Here is a 15,929-nt window from a genome sequence, read left to right as displayed (position 1 = left end):
CCCCCCCCCCGCCCCCCCCCCCCGCCCCCCCCCCCCCCCCCCCCCCCACGCCAGGCGGCTTACAGGGTCACCGTTTCCACCACTTCAAGGCCGTAGCCGGCCAGGCCCACCTGGCGGCGGGGGGTGCCCAGCACGCGCAGCTTGCCCAGGCCCAGGTCGGACAGGATCTGCGAGCCGGCACCGTTGCGGCGCCACTGGCCCACGTCCTTGTCCTTGCCCGGCACCACCGGCGCCGGCTGCTGGCGCAGGCGGGCCAGCAGGGCCTCGCCGTCGCGCGGGGCCGACAGCACCACCATCACGCCTGCCCCTTCGGCGGCAATCGCGCGCAGGGCATCGGTGGCGGCCACGCCGAAATCATCGCGGCGCCAGTGCAGCAGGTCGGCCAGCGGGTTTTCCACCTGCACCCGCACCAGGGTCGGGGTATCGGCTGCCGGGTTGCCACGCACCAGGGCGAAATGCAGGTCGTGGGCGATACGGTCGCGGTAGGTGACCAGCTTGAACGGGCCGAATTCGGTGTCGATGTCGCGCTCATCCACGCGCTCGACGGTCTTTTCGGTGGCCAGGCGGTAGGCGATCAGGTCGGCGATGGAGCCCATCTTCAGGCCGTGCTCGCGGGCGAACACTTCCAGTTCCGGGCGGCGCGCCATGCTGCCGTCCGGGTTGAGGATCTCCACCAGCACGCCGGCCGGCTCCAGCCCGGCCAGCATGGCCAGGTCGACGCCGGCTTCGGTGTGGCCGGCGCGGGTCAGCACGCCGCCCGGCTGGGCGATCAGCGGGAAGATGTGGCCCGGCTGGTGCAGGTCGGCCGGCTTGGCGTTCGGCTTCACCGCGGTGCGGATGGTGTGGGCGCGGTCATGGGCGGAAATGCCCGTGGTCACGCCTTCGGCCGCCTCGATGCTGACGGTGAAATTGGTCTGGAACTGCGCGGTATTGGCCTGCACCATCGGCGCCAGGCCGAGATCGGCGGCGCGGGTGCGGGTCAGCGGCAGGCACACCAGGCCACGGCCGTGGGTGACCATGAAGTTGATGTCCGACGGCTTGACCAGCTCGGCGGCCATGATCAGGTCGCCTTCGTTCTCGCGGTCTTCGTCATCGACGATGACGACCATGCGGCCCTGGCGGATGTCTTCGAGGATCTCGGGGATCGGGGCGAAATTCATGCGGCATCTCCCTGTGGGTGCTGACCGTTGGCCGGCACACCGATCAAACGCTCTACGTAACGGGCCACCAGGTCGATTTCCAGGTTCACCGCGCTGCCCACGCCGGTGGCGGAGAAGGCGGTGTTGGCCACGGTGTGCGGGATGAGGGCGACTTCGAAACCTTCGTCGTCCACTTCGTTGACGGTGAGGCTGACGCCGTCCACGCAGATCGAGCCCTTCTTGGCGATGTAGCGGCGCAGCGCGGCCGGCGCGGCAAAACGCCAGCGCTGGGCACGTGCATCTTCGTGGATGGACAGGACCTGGCCGAGGCCATCGACGTGGCCGCTGACCAGGTGGCCGCCCAGGCGGTCGGTCGGGCGCATGGCGCGCTCGAGGTTGATGACCGCCCCTTCAGCCAGCTCGCCGAGCGTGGTCAGGCCGAGGGTCTCGGTGGAGGCATCGGCCTGGAAGCTGCTGGCGTCGAATGCGATGACGGTGAGGCAGACACCGTTGATGGCGATGCTCTCGCCCATCTGCACGTGTTCGAACGGCAGGTTGCCGACGTTGAAGGTGAAGCGGACATCGCCGCCGATGGCTTCGCGTGCGGCCAGACGGCCGACGCCTTCGATGATTCCAGTAAACAAGAAACGTTCTCCGCGGAAAGTGAGCGAAAAACGCCGCAAGGCAAACAGGCGGGCGCAGGGCCGCAAAGGCCCTGTGGCACCGTCTTCTTTCATCCGGACTATGACCGTCGGCTCCGGCATTGGACCGGATCTGCTGACCCCCGGCCATGGGCCGGGGCGCTCGCGGGCTCGTGCTTGCGCACCTACCGCCGGTGGGGAATCGCACCCCGCCCTGAAGACGTTTGTGTACCGGCGAACCGGCGCGGCCAGTGTACCACCGGCAGGCCTGGCGCCTGGACGCCCCTTCAGGTGGCGGTGGGCAAAGGCACGGTCAGTGCCAGCTGTCGGGGCTGGTTTCCGGCATGCCGCCACCCTGCCAGCCGCCGGGCGATTCCCCATTCGGGCACACCAGCAGGTATTCCTGCAGGGATTTGATGTCGTCCTGGGTCCAATCCTTGCCGTACGGGTAAGTCGGCGGCTTGCAGTACGGCATCATCATGTAATTACCGGTGAAGGGCGGCATCGGCCTCCAGCACGGCGCAGGGTTCTTCTGCGGGTCCTGGCCCTTCGTGCAGAACAGGAAGGGATCATTCTTGCGGTAGTTGAGTGGCGAATAGAAGCCATCGGCGTCCGCATCCAGTTTCATGGTCAGCAGCACCACGATGCCCAGGCAGATCTTCAGCGCGGTTTTCATCACTAGTCCTCAGGGCCCGCAGCGTCGGCTGACGGGGATGGTGGATCGTCCGTTGTCCCCATGCGGGGCCGGCAAGCCGGCCCCGCATACCTTCCATTTCAGCCGTCAGCGTCCCCGGCTCAGCGCTGCAGGTCGCCCGAATTACGGGCGGCATCCGGCGCCTGCGGCTGGGCCTGCTGCGGCTGGGTCTGGGTCTGCGCCTGTTCCTGCACCTGGTGCTTGGCCCAGGGCTGGCTCAGGGTGGAGGTGAAATCGGTGATGGCCTTCTGCACCGATTCTCCATCGCCATTGCGTGCTGCACTGAACATGCGGTCCAGGAAGCCACCCGATTCCTTGCCGGCCGCAGCCTGCTTGTCCTGGGTTTCGGCGGCCTGCTCCGGTGCGTGCGACTTCAGCGCAGCGCGCGACTGCGGGCCGAACACGCCGTCCACCTTCAGGCCCTGGGCACGCTGCAGGTCTTCCACGGCGTGGCGGGTCGCATCACCATAGATGCCATCGCGTGCCAGCGGCTGCCCCTGCGCATCCTTGTAGCCCAGGCGGCCCAGCTGCTCCTGCAGCTCGGACACGGCCGTGCCCCGGGACCCATCGCGCAGGGTCTGCTCGCCGGCCGGCTTGGCCACATGCTCGCCCGCCTTGGCCGGATGGTCGCCCGCGCCGCGATCTGCACCGCGCAGTTCGGACATCGGGTCGATCTTGCGGCCATTGCGCCACAGTTCGAAGTGCAGGTGGGTATCGCCATGCGACGGGGTGTTGCCGCTGCGCCCCATGGTGCCCAGCTGATCGCCCGCTTCGATGCGCTGGCCGTTGCGCACCGAAATGTCGTTCAGATGGAAGTACTTGGTCAGCGACCCGTCATCGTGGGTGATGTGCACGGTGTTGCCGGCCGCACCATTGTTCGGCTTGACCGTCACACGGCCGCCGCCGAAGGCCACGATCGGATCACCAACGTCGCCCTGGATGTCCACGCCACCGTGGGTACGGCCTCCATTGCGGGAGGTGCCGAATTCGCCACGGCCTTCGCCGGGCTTGTCCTTGGCATTGATCTGGTCGTTGCCCGGCGCCGGCCAGGTTGCCCCGCCCTCGGCGCGCGCCTGCGGCTTGGCTTCCGCCTGCGGCTGTGCGGCCGGGCGCTCGGTGGCATTGCGCTCGTTCTGCGGCAGGGCCAGCTGGGCCTTGATGGCCTCGCGGGTCTGCTCATCGGCACGGCCGGTCTGTTCCAGCGAATGGGTCTGCTGGAAGTTGCGCACCGCGTCCTGGGTGTTCTTGCCGTAGATGCCGCTGTTGGTTTCCAGGGTGTTGCCCTGGCCGTCACGCACGCCCAGCTGGTTCAGCGATTCCTGCAGCGAACGCACGTCGTTACCACGCTCGCCACGCTCCAGCACGCCATCGGCCAGGGCCGACGGACGGCCCTGTGCGGCCGGCAGCGGCGCACTGGCGGTGATGCCGCGGTCGGCAATCTCGATGGCCGCGTACTTGGCCTGCCAGTACTGGCTGAACGAGGTGGCCAGCTCGCGATCATCCATGCCGCTGATGGACTCGTACGGCTTGCCGGTCACCCGCTCGAAATCGCGCGAGCTGATGTTGTTCACGATGTTGTCGTGGGTGTCCTTGCGCGAGAACTTGCCGGTATCGATGGCGCTCTGGATGGACGCATAGCCGCCGCCACCCTGCTGGTGCGCCAGGTACATGTCCATGCCGTTGGGCTGGGCCGAACCGGACAGGAACGGGCGACCGGTTTCTGCCGAACGGTCAACGATCTGGTCGCGGTTGCGTTCGTACAGATCCGCTGCGGCACGGGTGTTGGCAACCGGGTCGAATTCGTGGCCAGTCAGGCCGAATTCCTTGGCGGTGGTGGGCACGAACTGGAACAGGCCCTTGGCACCGCTCTTGGTGTTGTTGGCGTCCGGGTTGAAGTTGCCGCCGGTCTCGATATAGGCAAACCGCATGAAATCGTCGCGGGGAATCCCGCTGCGATCGGCCTGCTTTTCGATGATGTCGAGAACTTCTTTACGATCGTGGGTACTGGCCATCATTGGCTCCTCAGGTGAAGTGCGGCCCTCGCGGGCCGTGGGACGTCAACCGGACTCAATCCTTGAGTCATGTGCAGTGCGGTCAACCGATACGTTGGACTCAGGGCGTATAACGCTCTTTGTCCGCATTGAAGGTATAGGTCAGGGTGTCGGCGGCGCCAAGGTCACGCAGCTTGCCCGGGCCGTCGATGGTCTTGCCCGACAGGCTTACGGTCAGCTTCGGCAGGCCACCGGAGACAGCGCCGAAGGCGAGTGTACCGCTACTGACGGCGCACGGTGTGACGGCGCCGTCTTCACAGGACGCCGAATTGTCCTCGCCGGCGTGGATGGAGCCCAGGTAGCCCCAGCGACGGAACGCGAGCTTGTCCACGTTGTCCGGGTCGAACAGGAAGATGGCATAGCCGAACATGGCCACGCCCTCGGTGAAATTACGGGTGGGCACGGCCAGCAGCATGCGGCCGTCATCCAGCGCGTGGGTCTGGGCCTTGCGGGCGGTGTCCAGCGGCTCGGGCTGGTCGTTGCCGCCAAATTCGCCGACATACCCGTCGGTGTCCTGCTGCACCCAGGCCGGTGCATCGGCGGTACCGCCCTGCACGAAGGTGGCCTGGCCGATGGCCACGTTGCCTGGCTCCATCATGCCGGCGTCGGAATCCGGACCTTCCTCGCCCTCACTGCGGCTGGTGAAGCCGGTGAAGTAGTGCTTGCCCTTCAGATCGAACGCCTGGCCATACCAGTAACTGACGATGGCACCGCCATCGACCTTGTAGGTGACCGCGCCATCGCCGTCACGCTGGTAGATCACGTACAGCACGCTGTCCGCGGAAGGGGGTTTGAGTGCAGTCATTGCAGAGTCCTTGTCATGTTCGGCGGCAGCCGGCCCGGCTTCGGGGGCTGCCGTAGTTCCTTTTGCACCCGCATCGGGAGCGTTGCTTCCGCAGGCGGCCAGCGCAAGAGCCAGAAGTGCCATCAGCCCTGTTTTATTGATTGTCATGTTGTCTCCTGGTTCTGCGGGCGCGGCGCAGCCACACAGGCGCGCCGGGCCATGAAAAAACGGTCATCCGCCGCCACGGGCCATCTCCATCTGCTCCGGGCCGGGCTGACGCTGATGGAGTGCCTGCTGCTGCGTCTGCTGCTGGGCGGCTTCGCGCTGGTTGAGCTGCTGCGCCTGCTGGTCGGCCTGCTGCTGCCACATCCGCCCCATCGGTGAAGCGTACAGATCCTGGGTCGCCACGCGCACGCCATCGGGGTCGTTGGCCCGTGCAGCATCCATCAGCTGGATAACGTGTGAATCCTGGCGGACGCTGCCCTGCCCCTTGGACGACACCGACGGATCGGCAGACAGCGCGCCCTGTTCCTTGCCTGCGGCCGCGGCCGCTTCGCGTGCTTCACGCGCAGCAGGTTCGCCGGCAGGCACGGGGTCGCGGAAGGCATCGACACTGTCGCGCACCCAGCCCACCGGGCCACCGGCGACGAAGGTCACCCCGCGCCGGAGGTTCATCACATCGCCGCGGTAGTCGGCAATCATGCGCGAATGCTCTTCGGCGCGCGGGCGCGCCTGCGGATCATCCAGCACCGACAGGTGCGGCGTGCCATCCGACGCGGTCGGCATGAAGTTGCTCATGCTGTGCGCGCCCAGCGAGCGCGCCGCTGCGGCAACCGGCAGATCGGGAACCAGCAGGTCTGCAAACCGGTTCTCGAAATAGCCAGACTGATGCAGGACGTCGATTTCCTTGTCCTTCGCGTAGGTCATCACATCGCCGTACTGCGGGCTGGCAGCGCTGACCACGTCGCTGGCCATCACATGGTTGCGCACGCGGTCATTCGGGCCGCCACCAATGCCACGGTCCAGGCTGGCTGCGCCGTAGGCGTTGAAGGTTTCGCCGCGCAGGTCGAAATGATGGGCCGTCACCTGGGCCAGCGTGCCGCCCAGCGAGTGGCCGGTCACGCTCACTTCCGGCGCCGTCGCACCGGGCTCGGCACCCATGCGCCGCGCTTCATCCAGCGCTTTGCGGGTGAGCGCAATGGCATCTTCGGCCTGCGGATTGGTCCGCCCCAGCACCATCGCGCCATCGGCAATGACGCCATCCTTCCAGACTTCCTCGGTGCCGCGATGGGAGACGATCAGGTCCTGGCCATCGAGCGTTTTGTAGATGGTGCCCTGGTAGCCGGTGCGCGGGTTGTCGACGTGCTCGTAAACGCGGTACTGGGTGCCATTGACCGACACCAGCGCGTCTTCGCCTGTCGGACGGCCCACATCCCTGTCTTCGTAGACATGGTTGGCCAGGTTGGCGTAGTCCTGCGTGGTGACCGTCACGGGCTGATCTCGTGGGCCGCCAGCGTGATGGTGAAGAACTCATCGCGCTTGTCCACCGGCACCGCCTGCAGGTGTTCACGGCCGAAATCGGCCGAGCCGCCCTGCTCGAAGCGCGGGTAATACCCTTTCCAGAAATTGCGGGTCTTGCTGCCGCCGCCCAGCACGTGCTGCGCCGGCAGGCCAGCGACAAAACGGGTGTCGGCCGGATCGTCATGCGCGCGCACGCTCACCCGCGCTTCGGTGAGTGCCCAGCGGCAGACGCCTCGCCCGTAGTAGTCCTCATCAAGGATGGCATCGGCATGCAGCGTGCCCACGTATTCGGTGTCCGAAACACGGGTCAACGCGAAAGGCTCGTGGCTGGCGATGGTCGGGACTGCACCGGAAATGGCGTCCAGCCGCCCGCACTGGGCAGCGTTGCCAACGTCGAACTGGGCCGTCGCTTCCACCACCGCGAACGGACCCGGCGCATTGTCCAGCACCACGCGGAATTCGAAGGCGCGCTTCGGGCTCGGATTCAACGTACGCAGCGGCGGGGTAGCGCGGGTGTCCACAGCAGGAACATTCATAGGGGCATCGGCTCGATACGAACCGCCGGAGGCGGCCAAAGGCAGGGACGCAGCGCAGGCGAATACGGACGCCGCCAAACGGGAGTTGCGCGAACGAGAAACGGAGGCGGTCTGCGTGGCCTGCATCGAGGCCGCACGCAGGAAAGCAGCACTCATTGGCGCGCCCCCTGCCCCGGGACGCATGCACGCACGATGGACGCCGGGATTACCCCACCGGCCTCAACACCCTGCTTGTTACATCCGTCCCAGGAATACACAGCCTTGTGCCCTCTCCACGCGCCTACTCCGGCCCACGTGGGTGGAACTCTACCAGTCCAGCCGCGTGGGTCGCGTCAAGAAAAAGTTGCGAGAGTGCGCTCCATCACACTTTTTCAGTTGTGCCAAAGGTTTTAAGCGTCAATATCATCACGCGCGGTTAACTCCTTGGGCATCGGGTGCGGCGGCGGGGGATCAGCGATGCTTTGCGGCCAATGCCCAGTAGTGTCTGCGATACATCAACGGCCCATGGCCGATGCGGAGTGTTCCTGCTGGGTACCCTGCTGGGTGGAGGTCTGCGCGTGTTCGCGCGCCCGGTCCTCGGCGTTTCCTGGTTGCGCACCTGGGAATCCAACGCCTGCCCGGCATTGAGCTTGGACATCTGTTGGTTGAGCACCTTGAACCGATCAGGATCTGCGTTGAGGAGATCGTTCAAGCGCTGTTCCAGAGGGGACTGGGAATGAAAACTGGGGTTATCCCGCATGGGCCCGCCGTCGGAGCTGGATTCGCTGCGTGCCCTGGCAGGATTGAACGGGTGAGCAGCAAGCTCAGCCGCGCGTGCCTGGCGCTCGGCGTAGGCGCCGGGTTCGTCCGTGCCGCGCAGAATGTTGGCGGCTTCGAGGATCAACGGCCGGGAGGCAACGGTTGCAACAGCGCGCACGGAGTAGACGCTCTCGCGATACGCATCAACGCGGCGCTGATCCTCGGGATCCTTGATGCGTGCCGATGGATCATCCAGAACCGACTTGACTTCAACCCCGTTCTCAACGTGATCGATGAAGTGCTTCATTCGATGTGAATCACCCAGCGCCAGCGCCGAAAATGGCCTGCTGATTTCACCAGCCATCCCACCCATGAGGCGGGACGCAAATTCAGCCTTCTGCAACGTCTTCAATTCGGAGGGCTTCGCATAGACCTCCACAGTGCCATAGTGCCCGGCGCCCGCGCTGACGAAGTCGCCGGCCATTACATGATTCACGAACCGGGCGCCGTTCGCTGGCTGGCCTTCCGGTACCCTGTACCCCAGGCTGGCCGCCCCGTAAGGATTGAACGCTTCGCCTGGCAGGTTGTAGTGGTGCGACAACACCTGTGAAATCCCTCCGCCCAAGGAGTGTCCTGCGACCGATAGATGCTTCCCGTCGCGCTCGGCAAGAGCTACGGCCCGGCCGGCGAATTCCAGTGCGTCCTTGATCTGCAGGTTACCTCTGGTGAGCACCATGCCTGCGTCGGTCACGCCATCCTTGACGGGCTCCCGGTCAAACTCGGTTCCCCGGTTAACGAGGACGTAGTCGCCAGTGGTCCTGTTTTTGAAAAGCGTTCCCTGATAGCCGCTGTGTCTATCCATATAATCAACAACAAAAAACTTACCGCCCCCTGCGAGGACATCGGCGGGACTCCCGTCGGGCTTGAATTGCGGAGGCAAGTACCCGGCTGCGGCCAAGTCAGCATTGACGTTCTTGCTCATTAGTCATCCCTTCCCTGGAGTTGTGGAAATTATTATCGAAAAGTAGTTGCTGCGCTGATCCTCGGGGACATCCCTGATGAAGCCTTCCTCATCCGTAATATTTGCTGGGTGTTTTTTGCCGTCATCGATTAGTGGTTGGATATCCTTGCTGGTATAAAGCGTCTCTGAGCCATCCTCCAGCGTTGTTGATGTCGTGAAGTAAGTGAAAGACTTGGTCTTCTCTGTTTCCAAAAATGCTCCGACCAACTCCACTTTCCATCTACAAATACCCCTCCCAAAGTAGTCGCGACTCAGGACGCCATCCCGGAAGAACCTGCCTTTGAATGTGGTCGCATTCACTCGCTTGAGCCTGAAGTCGAGCGAGTGCCTGTCCGTCCCGTAGCGGACGCCCTCGAAGTTGTCGATGGGAGGTAGACAGGCCTCGTCCGCAATCTTGTAACTGACATAGGCGCTTGAGGCCTGGATGTCGTCCGGCCCGTCACGTACGGTGAGGACAAGGTCATACGGTTCCTTGGGCGAAGGGTTCTTCTCGTACGGTGGGGGCGCGCGCTCTTTGCTTCCACATGCCGCCAGCAACGGCAACGTCAGGAGCAAGGCATAAAGTGCCCGCGAGACACCAAGTGCACGGAACTGCTCTCCTTCACGTTCCTTCATTATCCGGACCAGCATCCTCTAGTACTCAGAAGATAAGGCCGCGGATGGGTGCTTTTCAAATTGGCGCGACCTCATGGTCGAATGCGTGACGCTCATCACTTATCAACATCCAGATTCAGGCAGTGAAGTCACCGAACTACGTTGAATGCGTCATCCGACTCTGGCTTCAAAGAATGGAGGCGCATCCTATCGCAGCGGCGGTACAAGCCACCACGGCGGTTGCGAGCAAGACCATGGTGCCCATTCCGTAAAGGCGCCAGCGTTAGATGCGACGCAGCTTGGCAGAGCGCGCGCCGCGCGGGGCCGCGTTGATTCATGTGCTTTACGGAAGTGCGCAGCCTTCGAAAATGATCTTGCAATCGGGCCCGCAATTCTTCAGAGCCTTTCTACGAACGGAGTTCAGGGACTTCGGAGCGAACTCGTATCTCCGATTTGTTGGACCTGCAGCAACGGCTCCGCAGGAATTGACAAAAGTGTCCAGTACAACGCAATTCGTCGAGCCCCTCGCAAGACAATCCTTGATAGCCAAATCTCCAGCTTCCTGCTCAGTTCTGCCCGACGCACTCCAGCCCAATATTCGGTCGTCTCCGCGCGCTATGGCGCCCCATCTCTGGGGCGCTCCCCTCGTGTCCCCTTCACCAATGGCAGGAAGCAACACGCTGTTGTACTGAGGTGAGCCAGGCTGCTGACCAACCGCTACGGGAGAAATCAGGACGCTCAGCACCGCCAAGCATCGGATCACAGTGATCATGCGCTGCCTCCTTATGGCTTCGCCCCGGCTTATCCACATATAACTGCCACAACTCTCACTACATTGTCACTTATCACAACAAAATCAATCGACCGACCCGTCAAGGTAGGGCGCAGCCCTCAAAGATAATTTGACAGTCGCCCTCACAGGTCTTTAGCGCTTGCTTGCGCGCCCATTTAAGGCCTCTAACGTTGATAGAGGCCCTACGATCGTCGGGCCCCGCAGCTATAGCAACGCATGCGTTGTGGAAGGCGTCGATTGGAACGCAATTTTTCGAGCCCCTGGCCGAACAGTCTGCAACAGCCAACGCTTCAGCCTCCTCCTTGCTCCGGCCTTCCAGAGAATATCCAAGCTGTCTGTCATCCCCTCTTGCCCACGCCCCCCATTTCACCGCCTTCGGCCGGGCATCCCCTACCCCGTGCCCAGGCAGATAGACCGAATTGTACTGCGGCGTTCCAGGCTGCTGTGCAGATGCGGCAGCCGATAAAAATAGAACAGAAAAAGTGACAACTCTTGTAAGAACACTCATCCCTTGATTCCCCTTACTGGCACTACTAGTACCGTTACCCACATCATCCTGCTTGAAGTCCGAAGTGGTGCGCAGACTATCGCCAATTACGCCCTCCTCAGTTGGCCTAGATGTATGACGCGCCTGCCGTTCGGTGTTCTTAGAATTTCCAACATCAGCCCACTTGATGTCCGAGGCCTGACCTCCACTATTGCAGGGCAGATCTCCGGAGCTCAGATGGCGCAGAATTTTAACCTGACTGGCATGATGCCTCAAAACCCGTTCTACACGCACGAATATTGAAGACCTCGAAGTACCGATGCAAGCAATCGAGCCAACGAGTCCGCCGCGACCTTGTGTTCCGCAACTATTGACATAGCGCTTATCTGACGAGCAACTGGGGCTCGCATGAAGCTCACCCCAACCATCGCTTCTTCTCAGGGAACCGCGCATCCCTCGTAAACAATCTTGCAGTCGGCGCCGCATTCCCTCGTGGCTTCACGTCGAACCCATCGCAGGCCCTTAGGCGACATTTTACCGACACGATTATCCGGATCACTCGAACTAACTGCTACTGCTATGCAAGAGTTAAAGAATGTCCGCAGAGGAGCACAATTCTTTGATCCGCGCGCCTGACAATCAGCGACCGCCAGCGCTTGGGCCTCAGCCTCAGTTTTCCCAACCAAGGTATAGCCCCAAATCTCATCGTCGCCACCAGCAACAGATCCCCACCTTATTCTTGGATCCGGAGAGCGTGTATCCCCAGCTCCTTGAGCGGGGAGAAATACACTATTGTATTCCGCGCTACCAGGCTGCTGCGCGGAGGCAACAGCTGAAAGGACCAAGGCAAAGGCGACAGCCACTCTAAGTATAGTATTCATCATTAAATTCCTCGCCCGCCTTCTTAGGCGACAACTTTGTGGATCACTTTGGCAGCGTCTTGGTCAGAAATGCAGTCAGCTTCACGCCGACAAGGAGATTGGCTAGGCCGCGATGAACTAGCCGACAAGCGCCCCAAACCAAGATGAACGTCGCATATCAGGGAAGCGCGCACCCTTCAACAACAATCTTGCAGTCATCTCCACAAGCCTTGAGAGCCTGACGACGCCCCCAGGGCAGGCCCCGGTTGGAAGTCTGAATGATGCGATTGCTGGGACCCGCCGCCACCAAGGCACACGTATTGAAGAACGTCTCCATTGGAAGACAATTCTTCGAGCCTTTCGCCTGACAGTCAGCGACTGCCAACGCTTTTGCCTCGTCCTCGGTTCTGCCATCAAAGGTTATACCCAATGTGCGGTCATCACCTCTCGCCCATGCCCCCCACTTGGCAGGGGGCGCCTTGGTATCACCCACGCCATGCCCAGGAAGATACACAGTGTTGTATTGGACTGACCCTGGCTGCTGCGCAAATGCGGCAGCCGACAAGAAGAGAGTAGAGACAATTACAATCTTTGTGAGAACACTCATCCCTTGATTCCCCTATCGGGCACTACCAGCAAAGCTACCAGCATGATCCTGCCTGAATTCCGAAGTGGTGCGCAGATTGCCGGCGATTACGCCTTCGTCACTCGGCTTAGACATATGAAGCGCCTGCTATTTACCGAAGAAGCCAAGAGCATCCAATCTGAAGTCGGTTCAGAATCAGCACTCAGGGAAAGGCGCAGCCTGCAAAAACAATTTTACATTCGGCGCCACAAGATTTGAGCGCCTCACGGCGAACAAACCGCTCTCCCTCCGGTGAAATCTGATACCAACGATCATTGGCACTGGCTGCAATGGCGGCGCAAGCGTTAAAGAATGTTTTTGAAACCTTGCAATCGTGTGAGCCGCGCGCCTCACAGTCCTTAATCGCTAGGGCACGGGCTTCATCTTCACTGTTCGCAGAGAATGTCCAGCCGAGATTTCGATCAGCCCCCTTTGCCCAAGCACCCCACTTCGGAGGCTTAGGCGCCTTGGCATCTCCAACGCCATGGGCAGGCAAGAAAACGCTGTTGTACTCAGGTGTTCCAGCTTGCTGAGCGCGTGCCGCCATAGGTGATAGAAGAATCATCGCGACCATGAGTCTAGCTATCGCAATCATTAGTCTCGCCCCTTTTCCTTGTTTGAACTGCCGCCGGCGCCGTTCGACTTCTGCACCCAATCCTGCTTGAAGTCCGAAGTCTGACCAGTACTGTTACGACCCACATTACCGAAGCTCGAGTTCGCCACGAACTGGCCCCGTAACACCGCCCTTCTATCGAATGACGGCGCACCGGGCGAAGAGACACATTGCTCAGCCCGCAGCACAGCAGCGTGCATACCGGCCGCAACGTTCACTACGTTGCTACTTAGAAGTCCGAACTCAATTGACTGACCCGTCAAGGAAGGGCACAGCCTTCAAAGATGATTTGACAGTCGCCCTTACAGATCTTCAACGCGCGCTTATGGCCCCACTTCAAGCCTTTATCCGTAATGACGGCCTTACGATCGTCGGGCCCAGCAGCTATAGCGACGCATGCGTTGTGGAAGGCGTCGATTGGAACGCAATTTTTCGAGCCCCTAGCCGAACAGTCTGCAACAGCCAATGCTTCAGCTTCCTTCTTTGTCCGGCCTTCCAGAGAATATCCAAGCTGTCTGTCATCCCCTCTTGCCCACGCCCCCCATTTCACCGCCTTAGGCCGTGTATCCCCTACCCCGTGCCCAGGCAGATAGACCGAATTGTACTGCGGCGTTCCAGGCTGCTGTGCAGACGCAGTCACAGAAAGCAGGCCGCCAAGCGTGAGGATGATGCCAACTAGTCTGCTCATGTCTTGTGGTTCCTATCCTTCTCACCGCTGCCAACATAATCCTGCTTGAAGTCCGAAGTCTGGCCCGAGCTGTTGCGACCCACATTACCGAAGCTCGAGTTCGCCACGAACTGGCTCAGCGTGCCGTTGATGAACATGGCCGCCATCGGCGGTGCCATGAACATCAGCACCAACACAGGTCCTTGGTCTGGTCGAACGGCAGACAGAGGATGAACAACGGCCCGAAGCTGACGACGAACAGCACCAGGGCAATCTTGTAAAGCAACAGCATGGCGCCACCAATCACCGATGGGCCTGCAATGCCGATGCCCGTCAGCGAGGTGACGGTGCGCTGGGTGCTGCGTTCTGGTCACTTTTGTCTACAGGCAGTGCGTCGACCAACGCGAAGATCAGACCCATGGTGCGCATGGTTGTCGTCGATCGAGTCTTCGATGTCGTCGTCGTCATTGGCGACAACTCTGTGGATCTCATTCGGCAGCGTGTTGGTCAGAAATGCAGTCAGGCTCATGCAGGGAAATGACATCACCCTGCAGCTGGGGCTTGCATGAAGCTCGCCTCAGCCCTACTCCTTCTCAGGGAACCGCACATCCCTCGTAAACAATCTTGCAGTTAGAGCCACAGTCCTTTAAGGACTCGCGACGAACCCAGCGCAAGCCCTTGGGCGACATCGTCGCGAAGCGGTGATTTATGTCGGCAGCAGCAACGGCAATGCATGCATTAAGAAAGGTCTTAATGGCAACGCAGTTGGTGGATCCCCGCGCCTTGCAATCTTCGACCGCGAGCGCCCGGGCCTCATCCTCAGTCCTGCCGCCCACTGTGTACCCTAGCGTCCGGTCATCGCCGCGAGCGTAAGCCCCCCACCTTACTCCGGATCTTGGGGATTTTGTATCGCCAACACCGTGTGCAGGCATGAGAACTGTGTTGTACTCCACAGATCCCGGCTGCTGAGCAAACGAGGCGACGGAAATAAACAGCAAAGATGCAGCTAGTAGTTTGAGCTTAACAGTCATGGTCTCACCTTCTCAGACACGGCCTTACTACCAACATAATCCTGCCTGAAGTCCGAAGTCTGGCCCGAGCTGTTACGACCCACATTACCGAAGCTCGAGTTCGCCACGAACTGGCCCAGCGTGCCGTTGAAGAACATGGCCGCCATCGGCGGTGCCATGACCATCAGCACCAACATCAACACTTCAGCACCGCCCTGCTGACCGGCAGCCGACTTCAGGCCGCCGTCATAGTCCAGCAAAACACTCGTGCCCAGATCTCGGTACCGGAAAGAAGATATGCCGAGATGATCGCAATGGCCGTAAGGGCAACGACGGTGTTCGCCTACTAGACCATGGTGCACATTAAACGCACCAGCGTTAGTTGCGATAAGGCTTCATAAGGCCCGGACCGCTAGGGCCCGAGTAGATTCATACGCTTCAGGGAAGGGCGCAGCCTTAAAAAAGTGATCTTGCAATCGGGCCCGCAATATAGTTCTGCCTGAAGTCCGAAGCCAGGCTCCGGCTGCTAAGACCACGTTGCGGATCTCAATATTATTGGCCGGCGTACTCAACCAAGGTTCAGCAGAGAGCCATTCTGCTGAAGCGACCTTCATACCCAAGGACCTACGGAAGCGCACAGCCCTCGAAAAGAATCTTGCACTCGGGCGAACCACAATCCTTTAGCGCTTGTTTGCGAACTCGAGAGAGCGACTTCGTATCCCCGACGTAGCGGCGATTCTCGGGTCCAACAGCAACGGCTGCGCACACATTGGAGAAGGTCTGTAGCCTTTCACAGTCAAGACCGCCGCGCGCAATGCAGTCTTGCGTGGCAAGAGCTACCGCTTGCTCCTCTGTGGCAGAGCCAACTGACCAGCCAAGTGTCAAATTTGAACCTCTTGCAAGAGCACCCCACCTAACACCCTGACGTACAGTGTCACCCACACCATGTGCCGGAAGGTAGACCGAGTTGTACTCAGCACTCCCTGGCTGTTGGGCGAACGCGCAAGCCGATACACACAGGCTCGATAGCGCCAGAATTCGCATCATGATCATCATACGCCATTCCTCCGCTGCCCATTTACCTTATCTTTATCACCGCTACCAACATAATCCTGCTTGAAGTCCGAAGTCTGGCCCGAGCTGTTACGACCCACA

Annotated in this window: 14 protein-coding genes and 1 riboswitch; of the genes, 1 reads left to right on the top strand and 13 read right to left on the bottom strand. The window is 61.2% G+C overall.

From position 1 onward, the window contains the following. Nucleotides 1-59: 59 nt before the first annotated feature. The 9 genes from ribB to IAE56_RS17385 form a co-directional block, all read right to left on the bottom strand. The gene (gene ribB, locus IAE56_RS17425) at nt 60-1,160 is read right to left on the bottom strand and encodes a 3,4-dihydroxy-2-butanone-4-phosphate synthase (protein ID WP_200753394.1); all 1,101 of its coding nucleotides are present in this window, start codon (nt 1,158-1,160) and stop codon (nt 60-62) included. Beyond that, nucleotides 1,157-1,783, bottom strand: coding sequence for a riboflavin synthase (locus IAE56_RS17420; protein ID WP_200753393.1), 627 nt, complete (start codon nt 1,781-1,783; stop codon nt 1,157-1,159). The genes ribB and IAE56_RS17420 overlap by 4 nt, the downstream gene beginning before the upstream one ends. Nucleotides 1,784-1,860: 77 nt before the next feature. After that, nucleotides 1,861-2,006, bottom strand: a riboswitch (FMN riboswitch). Between the two features lie 87 nt (nt 2,007-2,093). Then, nucleotides 2,094-2,456 (bottom strand): hypothetical protein, encoded by a 363-nt coding sequence (locus IAE56_RS17415; RefSeq protein WP_200753392.1) that lies wholly within the window; start codon nt 2,454-2,456, stop codon nt 2,094-2,096. 119 nt (nt 2,457-2,575) lie between these two features. Beyond that, nucleotides 2,576-4,486, bottom strand: a complete 1,911-nt coding sequence (locus tag IAE56_RS17410; protein WP_200753391.1) for a peptidoglycan-binding protein — start codon at nt 4,484-4,486, stop codon at nt 2,576-2,578. Between the two features lie 100 nt (nt 4,487-4,586). Continuing rightward, nucleotides 4,587-5,330, bottom strand: coding sequence for a hypothetical protein (locus IAE56_RS17405; RefSeq protein ID WP_200753390.1), 744 nt, complete (start codon nt 5,328-5,330; stop codon nt 4,587-4,589). A gap of 210 nt (nt 5,331-5,540) precedes the next feature. Then, nucleotides 5,541-6,800, bottom strand: coding sequence for a lipase (locus tag IAE56_RS17400; RefSeq protein ID WP_200753389.1), 1,260 nt, complete (start codon nt 6,798-6,800; stop codon nt 5,541-5,543). Further along, the gene (locus tag IAE56_RS17395; RefSeq protein ID WP_200753388.1) at nt 6,797-7,366 is read right to left on the bottom strand and encodes a hypothetical protein; all 570 of its coding nucleotides are present in this window, start codon (nt 7,364-7,366) and stop codon (nt 6,797-6,799) included. Before IAE56_RS17395 ends, IAE56_RS17400 begins: the two co-directional genes overlap by 4 nt. A gap of 415 nt (nt 7,367-7,781) precedes the next feature. After that, nucleotides 7,782-9,086, bottom strand: a complete 1,305-nt coding sequence (locus IAE56_RS17390; protein ID WP_200753387.1) for a hypothetical protein — start codon at nt 9,084-9,086, stop codon at nt 7,782-7,784. A gap of 3 nt (nt 9,087-9,089) precedes the next feature. After that, the gene (locus IAE56_RS17385) at nt 9,090-9,740 is read right to left on the bottom strand and encodes a hypothetical protein (RefSeq protein WP_200753386.1); all 651 of its coding nucleotides are present in this window, start codon (nt 9,738-9,740) and stop codon (nt 9,090-9,092) included. A 2,768-nt stretch (nt 9,741-12,508) separates the two neighbouring features. Between IAE56_RS17385 and IAE56_RS17360 the strand changes: the two genes are divergently transcribed. Further along, nucleotides 12,509-12,703 carry a hypothetical protein gene (locus tag IAE56_RS17360; RefSeq protein WP_200753396.1) on the top strand — a complete coding sequence of 65 codons (195 nt, stop codon included), beginning with the start codon at nt 12,509-12,511 and terminating at the stop codon, nt 12,701-12,703. Between the two features lie 1,078 nt (nt 12,704-13,781). Here the strand turns inward: IAE56_RS17360 and IAE56_RS17345 are convergent. From IAE56_RS17345 to IAE56_RS17330, 4 genes are all read right to left on the bottom strand, one after another. Further along, nucleotides 13,782-13,955, bottom strand: a complete 174-nt coding sequence (locus IAE56_RS17345) for a hypothetical protein (RefSeq protein ID WP_200753379.1) — start codon at nt 13,953-13,955, stop codon at nt 13,782-13,784. Then, on the bottom strand, nt 13,949-14,056 hold the full coding sequence (locus tag IAE56_RS17340) for a hypothetical protein (RefSeq protein WP_234456166.1): 108 nt from the start codon (nt 14,054-14,056) through the stop codon (nt 13,949-13,951). The genes IAE56_RS17345 and IAE56_RS17340 overlap by 7 nt, the downstream gene beginning before the upstream one ends. 301 nt (nt 14,057-14,357) lie before the next feature. Beyond that, complete coding sequence (locus IAE56_RS17335) at nt 14,358-14,795, bottom strand: DUF4189 domain-containing protein (RefSeq protein WP_200753378.1); 438 nt, start codon at nt 14,793-14,795, stop codon at nt 14,358-14,360. Beyond that, a complete protein-coding gene (locus IAE56_RS17330; protein ID WP_200753377.1) occupies nt 14,792-15,034 on the bottom strand; it encodes a hypothetical protein in 243 nt (80 codons plus the stop codon). Before IAE56_RS17330 ends, IAE56_RS17335 begins: the two co-directional genes overlap by 4 nt. Nucleotides 15,035-15,929: the final 895 nt, after the last annotated feature.

Source organism: Stenotrophomonas sp. S41, from assembly GCF_016624625.1.
Classification (GTDB): domain Bacteria; phylum Pseudomonadota; class Gammaproteobacteria; order Xanthomonadales; family Xanthomonadaceae; genus Stenotrophomonas.
This window is presented reverse-complemented; position numbering and strand designations above follow the sequence as displayed.